Source organism: Pirellulales bacterium, from assembly GCA_036267355.1.
In the GTDB taxonomy this organism is placed as follows: Bacteria; Planctomycetota; Planctomycetia; order Pirellulales; family DATAWG01; genus DATAWG01.
The window spans coordinates 1-15546 of sequence record DATAWG010000027.1; the positions used below are offsets into that span (position 1 = coordinate 1).

The following is a 15546-nucleotide window of genomic DNA, read 5'->3' on the forward strand; positions in this document are numbered from 1 at the left end:
TGTCGCTCAGATGCCGGCGAACGACCTCGGCCTTCTGCTCGGGGTTGAAATGTCTACGACTTCGACTCATGGAATGTTCCTCCGGTTAGGTTTATGCTAACCCAACCGGCCGGACATTCCAGTTCCGTGTGAAGCAAGACACGACCACCCCATGATCCTTACGGCGGTAGCAGCTAGAATTGAGCCGGAACTGAAAGAAAGTCTTTCCCAAAGAAGGAATGATGAAGTCACCCGTTGGCAAGTACCGTCCGTTTCCCCCCATTCACCTGCCCGACAGGCAGTGGCCCAATCGTACCCTCGCGAGGGCTCCTTACTGGTGCAGCGTCGATCTTCGGGATGGCAATCAAGCCTTGGCTCAGCCGATGAACGTTTCCCAAAAGTTGGAGATGTTCGATGCTTTGGTTCGTTGTGGGTTCAAACAGATTGAGGTCGGTTTCCCGGCGGCTTCCAACACGGAATTCGAGTTCGTCCGTCGGCTCATCGAGGATGAGCGCATTCCCGAGGATGTCACCATTCAGGTTCTCGTGCAGGCACGGGAAGAGCTGATCGAACCGACGGTGCGGGCGCTGTCGGGAGCCAAACGGGTGATCATCCATCTGTACAACTCCACCTCACCTGCGCAGCGGCGTATCGTCTTCGGCCTTGAGAAACCTGACATCGTGAAGATTGCGACAAGAGGCACGCAGTGGATTAAGGATCGGCTGGCCCTCGTGGCGGAAACGGAAGTGGCATTCGAGTATTCGCCCGAGAGTTTCTCGGCAACCGAAGTCGAGTTCTCGCTGGAAATCTGCGAGGCGGTGATGGATGTTTGGGGGCCAAACCCAGAATCTCGCATCATCCTCAACCTGCCAGAGACGGTCGAGGTGGCGATGCCTAACGTCTACGCCGATCAGATTGAATGGTTCTGTCGCAACTTGAAGCGGCGGGACTGCGCAATCATCAGCGTTCATACTCACAACGATCGCGGTACGGGCGTGGCCGCAACGGAGCTCGGATTGCTCGCCGGCGCCGAGCGGGTTGAAGGCACGTTGTTCGGCAACGGGGAGCGTACGGGCAATCTCGACATCATCACTGTGGCGTTAAACCTCCACATGCACGGCATTGATTGCGGGCTTGATTTAGCGGACCTCAGCGTCGTTGAGGAAATCTACGAACGCTGCACGGGCATGAGCGTTGATCCTCGTCATCCGTACGCGGGTGAACTCGTATTCACTGCTTTTAGCGGCTCACACCAGGACGCCGTCAAGAAGGCGCTCGCCGAATGGAAGCATCGCGAAGGCAAGGAACCTTGGGATGTCCCGTATCTCGCCATCGATCCCCACGACATTGGCCGCACTTACAGTGAGGTCATTCGGGTCAACAGTCAGTCGGGTAAGGGCGGAGTGGCCTATCTTTTGGAGAGCGCGTTCGGAATTGACCTGCCGAAAGAAATGCAACGAGAGTTCGGACCGATCGCCAATGAGGCGGTGGATCGTCTGGGTCGTGAAGTCAGTGCGGAAGAGTTGAAGTCTTTGTTCTGGCGGGAGTATATCGAACGCCAAGAGCCTTACGCACTCAAGTACTTCCAATCCGGCGATACGAATGGCGTTGCTCACTGTCAGGCGCTCATTGCCCACAACAACCAGCAACAGGAGGTCGTCGGCACAGGCAACGGACCGATTGCAGCGTTTGTTCGTGCATTGCAAAACGCTGGAATTCAAACTTTTGAGGTCTGTGACTACCGTGAGCAAGCGCTGGGCCGTGGTGTGGAAGCGAGTGCCATTGCCTACATCTGCATCCGGATTCAAGACGGGAAAACAAGGTGGGGCGCTGCAGTCGACACAAGCATCGAACTGGCGTCTATAAGAGCAGTGCTCGGTGCTCTCAATCGGCTGTAAAATGCGGGCATCACAACCGAAGCCCGATAGCCGATCAGATTCGCGGCCATCGGTTCTTTCCGACAACTCGAACCCGCCCCCGGTAGGTTAACAGGGCCGCCTCGCAATGGTGCGCCAGCGGTCCGGCGTCTGACGCTCTCCTGTGGACCACCCGCATGACCAACTGCGCTGATACTGCGCCTATCGCCTGACGAACGTCTCGGCGAAATCGCGGCAATCCTGGCGGCGGCCGTCGTCCGTTTGCACGAACGGGCCGCCCTCCCTCCCGCAACAAACTAAACCAATTTGCCGCCCCAGGGCCTTGAGGTTCCCGCCGAAACCGTGCTCAGTGTCCACACGGGTTAACGGTTCCGAGACCTCAAACCAAGGAAAGATTTATGGGCCTGAACGTCGGAAAATAACTGGCAGCGCTGCGGCGCGTGCCGGTCCGCCAACCATCCACGAAACGAGTCTCAGTTTTGGGCTGCGGGAGAGTCCATCAATTCCCATGGCACAGCAATTCGTTCTTGCTTGAAATGCCGTTTTCGGCTGGGCGGTCGCCTCCCACCAAGGCCTGCAATCTCAAGATGATGCGGTTTCGGGGAATATTTCGCCGGTCGCAAAACCGGGATAGCCCGCGAGTTGACGCCCGACGGCGAAAGATGGGCCGCCCGACGATGCGCAGATTGGTTTACGGGCGGCGACTACGCGTCAGAATCCTCCGATCTTGCTGCCCCAGTCGCGACGCCGATCGAGAGCAAATGAGCGGTCGACGTAAACGGGCTAAGAACACAAGGCGCCGATAGATTGGCCATATCGTTTGCAGCCCCCACCGTTCAACGAGGGTCATTCATCGTGCTGCTCCAGCCATACTATCACGATTGGCAGCAGGGGCCGCTCTGGCCGACTTCGCTCGTTGGCGGTACTTGCCCTACCGCCGCATGTCATGGGTCGTGCCCATGCGCTGGATCGTGTTGGTGACGGTCGTAGTGCTCGCGGAGCAGGTCTTCGCCGAAATCGTTGGCCGAGTCGCGCCACACCGTATGGATGTGGTTGGCGTTGTTTTGCGTGTTGTCGAATTCGACAAGAAAGGTTGGTCCATGAAGGCGGTAGTAATGCGGCTGCCCTGGCTCCAGGCCTCCCGCCCAAGCGAAATGAATGTTCTTGAATCCGGCCGCCGAGATCTTGGCGAGATCGTGGTCGGCCAATTCGGGCCGCAAGCGGTAGGCGTAGTTTTCCACCAGCGTCATGAGCAATTTTTGCTGGGCAGCCGTCATATTGCCGGCCGCCAAACCAACCGGCGGGCCGGGATTGGCCTTGCGCGAATTGCCGGTGATGATTTCTTTCGGGGCCTTCACATCGTAGATGGTGGTTTTCTGCTGCTCCGGCGTCAGCGATTTGATCAACTCGCGGCCCAGGTCTTCTTCGACGGCCAGGACGCGTAGCCCTTTTCTCGGGCCTTGCAGAACCGTTGCCGGGTTGCTGCCGAAGAACACCGGCCCAGCCACCGCGCGGCCATTGACGACCGTGAAATTGAGCGACACATGATGCCCCTCGAATCGCCAGCCCCAGGTCGTGTGTTCTCCGGGCGTTCCGAAGATCGAGAAGGCGTAGTTATTGGGATCGCGAAGCGGCCCGGTCCCTTTCTCCAATTCCTTGAGCACTTGGTCAAGGCTCATGATGGTTTGGATCTGCTGATAGCCGCGATTCGACAAACCGCTGGCGAGAAAGGCGTGAGCCAATGCTTGCTGGGCCGGGTCCATGTCGTTCCAAGTGATCCCCTTCCGCACACGCGGGATGAAATGCCAGTTGAACCGCTCCTTGTCGTCGAAGGGAAAGGCACATTTCGCCTGCAGTTCGGGCGTCAGCGATTTCCAGAAATTCAGCGCCGCCTCGGCCATTTCTTTTGATGCGCGCTCGACGGCGGCGTCTACATGGGGCAGCGTTGAGGAGCCAGACTGAATCACATTCTGCTGCTTCGGGGCCGACGGCGCCGTCGTTGGGGTTTGGCCAAAAGCCGAACCAGCGACAACGAACCCACCGGCTACGACCAGCCAAACACCAAAGCCGGCCTTGATCCCGACGACTTTTTGAAAACTTGGCATCTCGCTGCGCTCCATAAATGTGGCCGACTGGCCGACTTGATTTCACAACTGGCAATTTAGCGTAGTTGGCCTTCGCCAGAGCACGGCCACGTAGACTACGATACTGTGCGGTCAGCGATAATACATCGGGTCGTGGCCAAAAATTAAAGGCCGTAGGCCAAGTTCGGCGAAGCCGCGCGGCGCGCTGGCTTCGCTGCCACGGAGAAATTGGCCTACATAAAACACGAACCGCGAAGGGCCCGAGCGGCTCCTCGCGGTTCGTGAGCGAGATCAAATGTAGCGCCTGCGCCTCGAAGAGGCGCTGGCCATGTTTGGTCGATTAATACATATCGTAATCGCCGCCGTGGCCGCCGGCTCCGCCCTTCTTGGGCGAGTCTTTCGGCTTCTCGGCGATCAAGGCGTCGCTGGTCAGCAGTAGTGTGGCCACGCTGGCCGCATTCTGAAGCGCGGTGCGTGTGACCTTGGTCGGGTCGATGACGCCGGCCTTCACCAAGTCTTCGAACACGCCGGTGGCGGCGTTGTAGCCGAAGTTGCCTTTACCCTCGGCCACCTTTTCGCAGATGATGCTGCCGTCTTGGCCGGCGTTGGCCGAGATCTGGACGAGCGGAGCCCGGCAGGCACGGATGACGATGTTGTAGCCGATCTGCTCGTCGTGCGAGAGGCCGTCGGCCTTGACCGCGCTGCATGCCCGAACCAGGGCAACGCCGCCGCCGGGTAGAATTCCTTCTTCGACGGCCGCACGCGTGGCGTGCAATGCGTCTTCGACGCGGGCCTTCTTCTCCTTCATCTCGCTTTCCGTGGCAGCCCCGACGTTTACCTTGGCCACGCCGCCGGCCAATTTCGCCAGCCGCTCTTCGAGCTTTTCCTTGTCGTAGTCGCTGGTGGAGTTGTCGATTTCGCGACGAATCTGGTCGATGCGGGCCTTGATGTCGCTCGACTTGCCGGCCCCTTCGATGATCGTCGTGTTGTCTTTGTCGACGATGACTTTCTTCGCACGACCCAAGTCGGCAATCGTCAGATTCTCAAGCTTCACGCCGAGGCTTTCGAAAACGGGTTGAGCGCCGGTCAAGATGCCGATGTCTTCCAGCATTGCCTTGCGGCGGTCGCCATAGCCCGGAGCCTTCACGGCACAAACGTTGAACGTGCCGCGGAGCTTGTTGATCACGAGCGTCGCCAGGGCTTCGCCTTCGACATCTTCGGCAACGATCAGCAGCGGCTTGCCCGCGTTGACGACCGCTTCCAGCACCGGCACCAACTCCTTGACGTTCGAAATTTTCTTTTCGAAGACCAGCACATAGCAATCGTCCAAGACGCATTGCATCTGCGTTGGGTTGCTGACGAAATACGGCGAGAGATATCCGCGATCGAACTGCATGCCTTCGACCCATTCGACCTCGGTCTTGAGGCTCTTGCCTTCATCGACGGTGATAACGCCGTCTTTGCCGACTTTTTCCATGGCTTCGGCGAGGAGATTGCCGATTTCTTCGTCGTTGTTCGCAGCGACGGATCCGACCTGGGCCATTTCCTTCTTGCTCTTGATGCTGATCGACATCTTCTTGAGCCGCTCGATGATATCGGCGACGGCGCGTTCGATGCCCTGTTTCATTTGAATGGGATTTACGCCCGATACGACAGCCTTGAGCCCTTCGTTGAATACCGACTCGGCGAGCACGGTGGCGGTGGTGGTGCCGTCGCCGGCGACGTCGCTGGTCTTCGAGGCGACCTCGCGGACCATGCGGGCGCCCATGTTTTCATAGACGTCTTCGAGATCGATTTCTTTCGCGACCGTAACGCCGTCTTTGGTCACCGTCGGAGAGCCGAAGCTTTTCTGGAGGATGACGTTGCGGCCTTTGGGCCCCAGCGTCACCTTTACCGCCCGAGCCAACTTGGAAACGCCCCGACGCATCGCATCGCGAGCTTCTTGATCGAAGGCAATCATTTTTGCCATAGCCGATATTCTCCTGTTTGTGAAATCGTTATGAATTGTCTGTGATTCGAGACTGGTTGCGGCGCCGGCTTGCTTTGCGGCGCGCTTGCCGTGTCGCAAGTCCGCCGCCCGTAGGGCCCGGCCTGTGCGGCGCGGCCTGCGTTGGCCGCAGCTTATTCTTCGATCACCGCCAGAATGTCTTCTTCGCGCATCAGCAGCAGTTCAGAATCGCCGACCTTGAATTGCTCGCCGGCGTAGCTCGAAAACACAACCCGATCGCCCGGCTTGACTTGAATTTTGTTGCGCTTCCCATCTTCCAGCAGGCGGCCATTGCCGACACTGATCACGGTGCCGCGGGCCGGCTTGTCCTTGGCCGCGTCGGGGAGCACGATGCCGCCGGCGGTCTTGCCTTCCGACTCTTCGCGTTCGATCACAACGCGATCTCCCAGCGGCTGGAGCTTGATGTTGGAAGACGATTTCTTTTGCGGCTTGGGTTTGGTCGCAGTCGACATGGGTGGTTTTTCCTCCGATGAATAAGCGTCGCGGAATTTAATGGACGGTGAAAGCGGCAAACGGCTAGTGGACGGCGCCCCGGCGTGGAGATATCGCTCCCACGACTGCCAAATGGCGCAAAGCCTCTACTACGCAGCATGCCGTGAAGCAATCCGCGCGCCGAGGCGTCAGCTGGCAGCTTAAGTGTTTGGAAGATCGCCGATTAGAGAAAGCCTGTCGGTCGGCGGTTCACGGTGGAAACTGCCAGAATCGCCAAGATGGGCGAAGAGGATTTGCGGCTACTGCCAAACTGGCAGGGGCGATCGAATCTCCGCCTAACGCGGGAGTGCGGTCGGTCCGAAAAAGTCGATTCACTAATGCGCAACGATTATCGCGCCGGAGCCGGGTTCCACGGCCAATAGTTGTAATGCACTCCGCCGAACCGCCACTCGAAGCCAGTCGTGAACGAAAAGTTGTTCATCGTCCCCAGACTGCCGGAACCGAACGCTAAGTTGTCGAGAATGTCGAATCGTAACACCAGCCATTCGTGCAGCCGATATTTGAAACCGATTCCGAACGGCATGTCGACGAGATTCTGGCGGTGATGCCAGTCGTCGCCCGGATCGACGATTCGACATTCATTGACGCCGAGTCCGAGCGTGAAATAAGGCCGGACTCGAGAATCGCCCCAGGGATAATACAGCAAGCTCTCGTCCCAGATAACGACCGGTCCGGTGTCCTCCTGCAACGAGGTGAAGCCCAAGCGGGTTTCCACGCCCCAATAGGTGTCGTAATCCCATCCTAGCCGGAAGCCCCCGAGAACGCCGGTATTCTGGGCCGTGCGGTCGTCGATAAAACCGAGGAACGTGTCGAAGTGCAGCGGTTCATTATCCCAGTTGCCGTTCGGCGCGGGTCGGAAAAGTGCGTGCAGCCCGGAAAACATTCCTCCATGCGGTGGCGGGGGATTGTCCATCGGGCCTTCGTATTGAGGGGGGCCTGTTGGTTCTGCGCCGCCTGGAATGGCCGGCTGCATCGGACTTGACATTGCTTCCGGACCGGCCGCATTGCCCGCCGGTCCGGCGGTCGCCGGGATGGTGTCGCCCAGAAGACCCGATTGCCCGGGGGAGCCAGAGTCGACATTCAGGGCGAGCATCGGGCCGGTCTGCGCGGCATCGTGCGTCGCCTCCTGAGGCCGTTCGCCGGGTGTCAGCGTAAAACCATCGCTGCCAACAGGTCGAGTCATTACCGACTGGTAAATGTGCGCTTGTGGTGCGACTTGCGAATCGCTTGCGGCATTTGGACCGGCCGAATCATCGTCGGCCAGCAGTCGGGTCGAACGAGACAGCGCAAAGCTGGCAACCACCACGAAGCCCACTTGCAGAACGAACCTCGCCGCAGACGGCACCCATAGCCGAGCGAAAAGCCGACAACGGATTCGAGCAGCGCAATCCGGCATAGCACATTCCATTGGGTGCGGCGAAAATCGCTGCGGCGAATTATTCGCCGCCGCAAGCGCAAACGCAGACACCGGCAAACGCCCCGATTGATCGAACCGACGAGACGAAGATGAGATAAGCTGCCTGCGGCGGGGCGGCGGATTATCGTGAGCGATTCTTCCCGTGTCAATGCGGCAAGCGAGAGAATCACGCGGCGGCGATCATGATTCCTAGAACCTGCCGTGTGTTGCGCCGTCGGTTAGGAAGATCCGAATTGCCCAGTTTTTCCGATCAGCGCGGATGCCTTGCCAGCGGAAAGAAAGCGTTTTATCGATCCTTCCTAAATCGCCTGCTTTCGCGATTTGGCGGAATATTCGTATTGGGCAATGCGGCGAAGCTTGCTTGAATACTGCACAGGCGGTGTGACGATTTCTTGGTTAGCGGATACGAATCTGACGCCGGAGGTTTTGGCCATGAACGCACCGAAGATCCTGAGCGGCCCGAGAATGAACCCGATCATGCAAGGCGAAGACAAGGCCAATGTCCTGGTGATCGACGATGATCCGGATATCGTTGCTGGGCTCGCGAAGGCGCTTTCAGGCGCAGGCTATGTGGCGCATTGCTGCCGCGATGCCGAAGGGGCGATCGAATGCGTCCGCCGCGTCACTCCGGATTTGATCATCTCCGACATCAATTTGAATGGCGCAAACGGCCTGCAGCTTTGCGAACGGCTCAAGAAGGAAGAAGGGCTCGTCGAGGTGCCATTCATGTTTCTTTCCGGCGCCCAGATTCCCGACATTATCCGCCGTTCGCACGAAGTCGGCGCGACGTATTATCTCCGAAAGCCGTTCGACCACCACGTGCTGCTCGAACTCGTCGATAAAGCACTGTGGATGCCCCATCTCGTGGCAACCCATTCCGGGCGCTGATCTTTCGAACAGGCCGGACCGGCTCGAAGGCGATGCCAACCCACTTGATCAAGCAAGTTCCCTTGTCCTCGAGCCCTCTGCCAGGAGCCGCAAGGGGGATGCGGAGAAGCTACGCCGACCGCAACAATTCGCGCCGCAGAAGCCGCACCGATCGCCGCAGGCGCCCGATCTGCTGTGCCTTTCTTTCGTCGTAAGAGAAGGGATGAGGGGGGAGCTTTTCGCACGCGCTCATCCCTAGATCGCTGCAACCTTTGCCTCCCTGCACTTCATGCCCTCCGCGGTCGTCAATTCAGTGCTGAGCGATTCGCGGAGCGGGGAAGCCGCCGTGCGCTGCCGCGGCGTGACGAAGCGATTCGGCTCCGGCGAAGCGCTCGTGATGGCCCTGCGCGGCGTCGATCTCGATATCCCATACGGCGAACTCACGCTGCTCGTCGGCCCAAGCGGTTGCGGCAAAACCACGCTGTTATCCGTCATCGCCGGCATCCTCGACCCGACCGCCGGCGACGTGCATGTGCTCGGCGCGAATCTTCCAAAAATGTCCGGCGGCCAGAAAGTGAATTTTCGCGGCAAGAATATCGGCTTTGTCTTTCAGCAATACAATCTGCTTCCCGCACTGACGGCCGCCGAAAATGTTGCCGTGCCGCTGCTGATCGCCGGCTGGTCGCGCCGCAAGGCGGTCGAAAAGGCGAAAACCATGATGCCAATGGTCGGCCTCTCCGACCGCATGAATGCATTGCCGCACGCGCTATCCGGAGGGCAGGCCCAGCGCGTGGCGATTGCCAGGGCATTGGTCCACGAGCCGTCGCTTTTGGTGTGCGACGAGCCGACCGCCGCATTAGACGCCGACAACGGCCATCGCATCATGCAATTGATGCACGACGTGGCGGTGTCGGCCACACGGGCCGTGGTCGTGGTGACGCACGACAACCGTGTTTTCCCTTTCGGCGACCGCATCGCAACGATGGAAGACGGCCGAATCCTGCGCGTCGAAACCGGCCGGACAGCGGCGCTTAGCGATCAGGGCCACGTGTAGCGAACCGACAATGCTGCGGATCACGCTTTGCCTGGGCTTTGCGCCGCCCGGGAAAACCGTATAATGCTGGGTTCCTGCCGTCGGCGACTCGGGCGGCCATGTCTGGTTCGTCCCTGTTTCATGCTTCGAGATGGATGCCATGCCCAAGCAAAAAACCCATAAAGGCTGCAAAAAGCGGTTCCGGATCACTGGTCGCGGCAAACTAAAGCACCGCCGCTCCGGAACCAGCCATCTCAACAGCCGGCTGACCAAGAAGCGCCGCCGCAACCTCCGCGGCACGGGCGTGCTCGCTACGGTCGATACCAAACGGGTGGCGATCGCCTTGACTGGCAACAGTTATTAAATCCGCGGCTATAAGGCTTAGCGGGGGATTTTTTGGCTCGCGCCGCTAATCTTCTGAAAAAAATTCACGACATCCCACTCGAACCGGCAACGGCGATCCTACGATGAGAACCACGAGCAGCGTGCCCCGCAATCGGGCCAAAAAGCGACTTTTTCAGAAAGTGAAGGGCTTCGTCGGCGGCCGCCGGCGACTGCTACGCACGGCGACCGAAGCGTTGATCCGCGCGGGAACCTACGCCACGCGCGATCGCCGGCTGCGAAAGCGCGATTTCCGCAAACTGTGGATCATCCGCATCAACGCCGCCGTTCGGATGCATGGGCTGCGCTATAGCCAATTCATCCACGGACTGGAAAAGGCCAAGGTCGAGCTCGACCGCAAGTCGCTGGCCGAAATGGCCGTCAACGATCCGACTGGCTTCGGCGCCCTCGTCGAGCAAGTCAAAGGCACCCTGACGACGGCCTAAGCCGCTGCAACCTTAGCTTAGTTTCTTGCCCATGAACTTCTCCGCAACTTGCGAATAAGTTGCACACTCGTTGTACAGTGGCCGATCTGTTCGCTCGGTCAGGTTTGCGGCTCGGCCGAGCCTTAATTTCCCCGGCTTGTTCGCGCACCGCTCGCTTGCGGTTTCGCCCGTGGCCGCTCGCAGTGGCGTCTTGCCCGAAACCGCCCGCGGAAAAACTCAGCGGAACGATTGGCGCTTAGGAATTCGCCAGCCAAAAAATTGACACCCGTCGCCACTTCGTGTCCAATACGAATATCTATGCGGGCAAGACTTCGAGGGGAGGCTCCTATGGCTCGCCGTTTGGACGGTCGCGCGCGTTCCGCGCGACGCTCGCACGGTTTTACGCTCGTCGAATTGTTGGTCGTCATTACGATCATCGGAATCTTGATGTCGCTGTTGCTGCCCGCCGTTCAAGCGGCCCGGGCTGCGGCGCAAGAGGCCGCCTGCAAGAACAATATCAAGCAACTCGGGTTGGCTGCCCTGTCGCACGAACAGCAGTATGGCTGGTTTCCCGTTGGCGGTTGGGGCAAAAGCTGGAATGGCGATCCAAATCTGGGCTTCGGCGCCAATCAGCCGGGCGGCTTTTTCTACAATCTGCTGCCCTTCATCGAACAATCCAATCTTTGGGCCTACGGTCAGACAGGCTCGTCGACCACGATTTTGCAAGTGGCCCAGATGCCGGTCGTCGTATACAACTGCCCAAGCCGCCGGCCTTTAGGGCAGTTGCCGATGGGGTCGGGCGTTAAGTTCTACGCCAACAGTAGCTCATCGAGCAGTGCCATGGCGAGTCTGGCCACGGGCACGACGCTTGCTCGTTGCGACTACGCGGTTTGCGGCGGCGATGCCGACAAATGGGGATCGGGCACACAGCCGACTTCGTTCAGCCAGCCCACCTCGCTTTCGCAAGGCCAGCAAGCGTCGTTTTGGCTCAGCATGGGCCTGAACAATTTCAATGGTGCCTGTGTGCCGCATTCGCAAATTCAGTCCGGTGCGATCACTCGCGGCCGAACCGGACTGTTTCTGGTTGGCGAAAAGTATCTCGATCCCGACAACTATCTCAACGGCCAGGATCCCGGCGACAATACCACCTGGGACATGGGCTACGACGCCAATGTCGTCCGTTGGGCCGGCGGCGGCTCAAGCAGCAACAGCAACTATCTGCCGACACAAGACACTCCGGGCATCGCCAATTCGGTCGCCTTCGGCAGCACTCACTTCACCGGTTTCGGCATGGCCTTTGCCGACGGTCACGTAGGATGGTTGAACTATACGATCGATCCCACGATGTACGGTTATTTGGGCGATCGCAATCTTACATCCGACACGGCCGACATGCTCGACGATTCGAAATGGTAATCCGTTAGCTTACGGATTGCCTCCCCGACGCGCCAGTGTGCCAACGCGGGTTGACGCGTAGCTCGATCCTGCCCTGCAATTGCCCGCAAGAATTTCTCGGCTGCCGCGGTGCGGCTTTGCGCCCGGGCGACGATCTTCTATGATCGGGCATCATTCGCCGGCGCGGTTCGGTTAATGAGTCGGGGGGGCCGCTCAAGTACCGTTGTTCAAATCGAGGGAATGTCGTGGCGCTGGCCGATTTCTTGCAGGAGCTTGACGAACTTTCCGCGGCCGGCAGCGCGGCGCTCGGCGGCGCCGCCGACTTGGCAGCGCTCGAGGCCGCGCGCGTCGAGTTCTTGGGCGCCAAAAGCGGCCGGCTCAAGGCCGTGCAGAAATCGCTCGGCAGCGTCGCCGGGCCCGATAAGCCGGCCGCTGGAAAACGGTTCAACGAAGTCAAGCAACTCCTCGAAGCCGCACTCGCCGAAGCGCAATCGCGATTGGCTGGCGTCGAGGCAGCTCCCGCCGGGCCGCCCCTCGATCCGACGCAGCCCGGCCCGCAGCCGGCGCTCGGCCATCTGCATCCGATCACGCAGACGATCGAAGAGTTGCAAGAGATCATGGGCCGGCTTGGGTTCACCGTCGCCGACGGTCCGGAGATCGAAGACGAATGGCACAACTTCGAGGCTTTGAACATCCCGGCCGATCATCCGGCCCGCGATCCGCTCGAGAATTTTTTTCTGAGCACGGCGGCGGTTGGGGCGCGCGAATTGGCGGGGCAGAGGGGGACAGTCCCCTTTTGCTCCGCGGACTCCGCAAAAGGGGACGGTCCCCGGCCGCTGTTGCTCCGCAGCCAGACGAGCACGGTCCAGATTCGCGTGATGGAGCACGAGCCGCCGCCGGTGCGGATCATCGCCCTCGGGCGCGTCTACAGGCCCGACACTGCCGATGCGACCCACTATCCGATGTTTCATCAGATCGAGGGGCTATTAGTGGATCGGCATGCGACGATGGCCGATTTGAAAAGCGTGTTGCGGTTGTTCGCCGCAAGCTATTTGGGGCGCGAGGTGCATATTCGCTTTCGACCATCTTTCTTTCCTTTCACCGAACCGAGCGTCGAAGTGGACATGAGTTGGGGCCAGCGCTGGATCGAAATGGGCGGCGCGGGGATGGTCGATCCGAATGTGCTTCGAGCCGTCGGCTACGACCCGGAGCAGGTGACCGGATTCGCGTTCGGCTTGGGCGTCGAGCGCGTCTGCGCCCGCCGCCACGGCGTAACGGATATCCGCGAGTTCTACAAAAACGATGTGAGATTCTTGCACCAGTTTTGAGATCATCCGCGAACGATGTTGAAGCAACGCGCGAAACCGCATGCGAGCTTCAACACCGTTTGAATCGGAACCTCGCTTGCGCGTCCTAACCCCTCACCCTAACCCCTAACCCTAGCTGATGCTCCTCTCATTCGCCTGGCTGAAAGACTACATTGCCGTCGATGTGCCGGCCGAGGAGCTGGCGCGCCGGCTGATGTTGGCCGGCTTGAACCACGAAACGACAAGCGCGGTGGGCGACGACTTGGCAATCGATCTCGAGGTAACCAGCAACCGGCCGGATTGCTTGGGACACATCGGCGTGGCGCGCGAAGTGGCCGTGCTCTTCGATCGCCCGTTGAGCTTGCCGGCGGCTGAACCGGCGCAAAGCAAGGCGCCGGTCGAGCGGTTCGCCCGCGTCGCGCTCGATTGCCCCGCGCTCTGCCCACGCTACACGGCGCGAGTGATTCGCGGAGTGCGTGTTCGGCCGAGTCCGGCGTGGCTCGCGGCCCGGCTGGCCACGATCGGCATCGCGGCGATCAACAACGTCGTCGATGCGACGAACTACGTGCTCATGGAATGTGGCCAGCCGTTGCATGCGTTCGATTTGCAAAAACTTGCCGGCGGCGAGATCATTGTCCGCGAAGCCAAGGCGGGCGAGAAGTTTGCCGCGATCAATCATAAGACCTACGACCTGGAACCGAGCATGTGTGTCATCGCCGACCGCGATCGCGCTGTGGCGATCGGCGGCGTGATGGGGGGCGCGGAGAGCGAGGTTTCCGAATCGACGACCGAATTGCTGATCGAATCGGCCGAGTTCGATCCGATGTCGATCCGCCGCACGGCCCGGCGGTTGAACTTGCATAGCGATTCTTCGTATCGCTTCGAGCGCGGCGTCGATCCGGAAGCGATCGATTGGGCAAGCCGCCGCGTTTGCGAGCTGATTCTCGAACTGGCTGGCGGCGAATTGGCGGCCGGCGTCGTTGATGTCGGTCGAAGGCCGACGGCGCGGCCGCCGATTACACTGCGGTTCGACCAACTGCGGCGGATTCTCGGCATTGAGATCGCACCGGCGGAAGTGCGGCGGATTCTGGCCGCGCTCGGATTGCGCGAAACGCATGCCAATGCGACCGGCATTGCGGCGCTTGCGCCGAGTTGGCGGCGGGATTTGAGTCGCGAGATCGACCTGGTCGAAGAAGTGGCCCGGATTCATGGGTACGACGCGATTCCCGAAGATGTGAGCGTGCCGATGGCGTCGTCGCACCGCCGGTCGGCCGATCGCGTGCTGGGCCGGGTGCGCGAGGCGCTTTTGTCAGCCGGGCTCGATGAAGCGATGACGATCAGCGTCGTCGAGCCGGCGGTGTCGGATGCCTTCAGCCCGTGGACCGACGCCCCGCCGTTAGCGATTTCCACGCCGATTCTGCGCCGCGCCGACCGGCTGCGGCGCAGTTTGATCCCCAGCCTGCTCGTCGCGCGGCGGACGAACGAAGCCCTCGCAAATTCGACGATCGAATTGTTCGAAACGGCCAGGGTCTATTTGGCTCGGCCCGACGCATTGCCGAGCGAAGAGTTGATGTTGGCGATCGCCAGCGGCCGAGACTTTCTGACCGTGAAGGGGATTTTGGAACTTATGCTTAAGCGGCTGAATCCCCGTGCGGCACTCGAGGTTGTGGATTATCGCAACCGGTTTTTCACCACCGGCCGGGCGGCCGAATTGCGCATCAAAAACCAGCATGGCGGCGATCCGCACGAGAGCCGTGAGCGGTTCGGCATTCTTGGAGAAATCAGCCCTGCAACTCGGCAACAATTCGAACTTCGCTCGCCGGCGACGGTCGCGGAAGTGCGGATCGTGATGTTGGAAAAAATTGCCGTGCTTGTGCCGCAAGCGGTGGAGTTGTCGCCCTATCCGGCCGTCGAGCGCGATGTGAACCTTGTGGTCGCGGAATTGGTTCACTGGGCAGACGTTGCGGAATCGGCCCGATTGGCCGCCGGCCCGGACCTCGAGCGGCTGACCTATCAAGACACCTATCGCGACGCGCAGCGACTGGGAGCCGATCGCAAGAGCCTGCTGATGACGCTCACGCTACGGCGCGCCGACCGCACGCTCACCAGCACCGAAGCCGACACGGTGCGCGACGCCGTGGTGGCCGCCTGCGTCGCCAAGCACGGTGCGCAATTGCGAGCGTGAGGGCCGGTAGCGTTACCGTTGCAAATCGGCGGTCTCGGCCTGAAGGGCCGATTCTGCCAGCCCAGGCCGGAGCCGCTCAAGCGGCGGAGGCCTGGG

General features: G+C 60.2%; 12 protein-coding genes. 8 read left to right on the forward strand and 4 right to left on the reverse strand.

Annotation, left to right across the window (positions count from 1 at the left end):
* The first annotated feature begins 221 nt into the window (after window positions 1–221).
* A complete protein-coding gene (gene leuA, locus VHX65_04410) occupies window positions 222–1877 on the forward strand; it encodes a 2-isopropylmalate synthase (GenBank protein HEX3997770.1) in 1656 nt (551 codons plus the stop codon).
* Window positions 1878–2800: 923 nt separating this feature from the next.
* Here leuA and VHX65_04415 read toward each other — a convergent pair.
* From VHX65_04415 to VHX65_04430, 4 genes are all read right to left on the reverse strand, one after another.
* On the reverse strand, window positions 2801–3961 hold the full coding sequence (locus VHX65_04415; protein ID HEX3997771.1) for a DUF3500 domain-containing protein: 1161 nt from the start codon (window positions 3959–3961) through the stop codon (window positions 2801–2803).
* 319 nt (window positions 3962–4280) lie between these two features.
* Window positions 4281–5909: a chaperonin GroEL gene (groL, locus tag VHX65_04420; GenBank protein ID HEX3997772.1), complete on the reverse strand. Its 1629-nt coding sequence runs from the start codon at window positions 5907–5909 to the stop codon at window positions 4281–4283.
* A gap of 152 nt (window positions 5910–6061) precedes the next feature.
* A complete protein-coding gene (locus tag VHX65_04425) occupies window positions 6062–6400 on the reverse strand; it encodes a co-chaperone GroES (protein ID HEX3997773.1) in 339 nt (112 codons plus the stop codon).
* Window positions 6401–6768: 368 nt separating this feature from the next.
* On the reverse strand, window positions 6769–7623 hold the full coding sequence (locus tag VHX65_04430; GenBank protein HEX3997774.1) for an outer membrane beta-barrel protein: 855 nt from the start codon (window positions 7621–7623) through the stop codon (window positions 6769–6771).
* A 666-nt stretch (window positions 7624–8289) separates the two neighbouring features.
* Between VHX65_04430 and VHX65_04435 the strand changes: the two genes are divergently transcribed.
* The 7 genes from VHX65_04435 to pheT all read left to right on the forward strand — a co-directional run bounded on the left by VHX65_04435 (window position 8290) and on the right by pheT (window position 15450).
* Window positions 8290–8745 (forward strand): response regulator, encoded by a 456-nt coding sequence (locus VHX65_04435; protein HEX3997775.1) that lies wholly within the window; start codon window positions 8290–8292, stop codon window positions 8743–8745.
* 268 nt (window positions 8746–9013) lie between these two features.
* Window positions 9014–9778, forward strand: coding sequence for an ABC transporter ATP-binding protein (locus VHX65_04440; protein ID HEX3997776.1), 765 nt, complete (start codon window positions 9014–9016; stop codon window positions 9776–9778).
* Window positions 9779–9917: 139 nt separating this feature from the next.
* On the forward strand, window positions 9918–10121 hold the full coding sequence (rpmI, locus tag VHX65_04445) for a 50S ribosomal protein L35 (GenBank protein HEX3997777.1): 204 nt from the start codon (window positions 9918–9920) through the stop codon (window positions 10119–10121).
* A 103-nt stretch (window positions 10122–10224) separates the two neighbouring features.
* Window positions 10225–10584 (forward strand): 50S ribosomal protein L20, encoded by a 360-nt coding sequence (rplT, locus tag VHX65_04450; protein HEX3997778.1) that lies wholly within the window; start codon window positions 10225–10227, stop codon window positions 10582–10584.
* A gap of 327 nt (window positions 10585–10911) precedes the next feature.
* Window positions 10912–11979: a DUF1559 domain-containing protein gene (locus VHX65_04455; protein HEX3997779.1), complete on the forward strand. Its 1068-nt coding sequence runs from the start codon at window positions 10912–10914 to the stop codon at window positions 11977–11979.
* Window positions 11980–12203: 224 nt separating this feature from the next.
* Window positions 12204–13286, forward strand: a complete 1083-nt coding sequence (pheS, locus tag VHX65_04460) for a phenylalanine--tRNA ligase subunit alpha (GenBank protein ID HEX3997780.1) — start codon at window positions 12204–12206, stop codon at window positions 13284–13286.
* A gap of 118 nt (window positions 13287–13404) precedes the next feature.
* Window positions 13405–15450, forward strand: coding sequence for a phenylalanine--tRNA ligase subunit beta (gene pheT / locus VHX65_04465; protein ID HEX3997781.1), 2046 nt, complete (start codon window positions 13405–13407; stop codon window positions 15448–15450).
* The last annotated feature ends 96 nt before the right edge of the window (window positions 15451–15546 follow it).

Excerpts from the sequence above, each read along its gene's own strand:
- leuA (HEX3997770.1), top strand. The coding sequence starts at position 222 with ATGAAGTCACCCGTTGGCAAGTACCGTCCGTTTCCCCCCATTCACCTG.
- VHX65_04415 (HEX3997771.1), bottom strand. The coding sequence starts at position 3,961 with ATGCCAAGTTTTCAAAAAGTCGTCGGGATCAAGGCCGGCTTTGGTGTT.
- groL (HEX3997772.1), bottom strand. The coding sequence starts at position 5,909 with ATGGCAAAAATGATTGCCTTCGATCAAGAAGCTCGCGATGCGATGCGT.
- VHX65_04425 (HEX3997773.1), bottom strand. The coding sequence starts at position 6,400 with ATGTCGACTGCGACCAAACCCAAGCCGCAAAAGAAATCGTCTTCCAAC.
- VHX65_04430 (HEX3997774.1), bottom strand. The coding sequence starts at position 7,623 with ATGACTCGACCTGTTGGCAGCGATGGTTTTACGCTGACACCCGGCGAA.
- VHX65_04435 (HEX3997775.1), top strand. The coding sequence starts at position 8,290 with ATGAACGCACCGAAGATCCTGAGCGGCCCGAGAATGAACCCGATCATG.
- VHX65_04440 (HEX3997776.1), top strand. The coding sequence starts at position 9,014 with ATGCCCTCCGCGGTCGTCAATTCAGTGCTGAGCGATTCGCGGAGCGGG.
- rpmI (HEX3997777.1), top strand. The coding sequence starts at position 9,918 with ATGCCCAAGCAAAAAACCCATAAAGGCTGCAAAAAGCGGTTCCGGATC.
- rplT (HEX3997778.1), top strand. The coding sequence starts at position 10,225 with ATGAGAACCACGAGCAGCGTGCCCCGCAATCGGGCCAAAAAGCGACTT.
- VHX65_04455 (HEX3997779.1), top strand. The coding sequence starts at position 10,912 with ATGGCTCGCCGTTTGGACGGTCGCGCGCGTTCCGCGCGACGCTCGCAC.
- pheT (HEX3997781.1), top strand. The coding sequence starts at position 13,405 with ATGCTCCTCTCATTCGCCTGGCTGAAAGACTACATTGCCGTCGATGTG.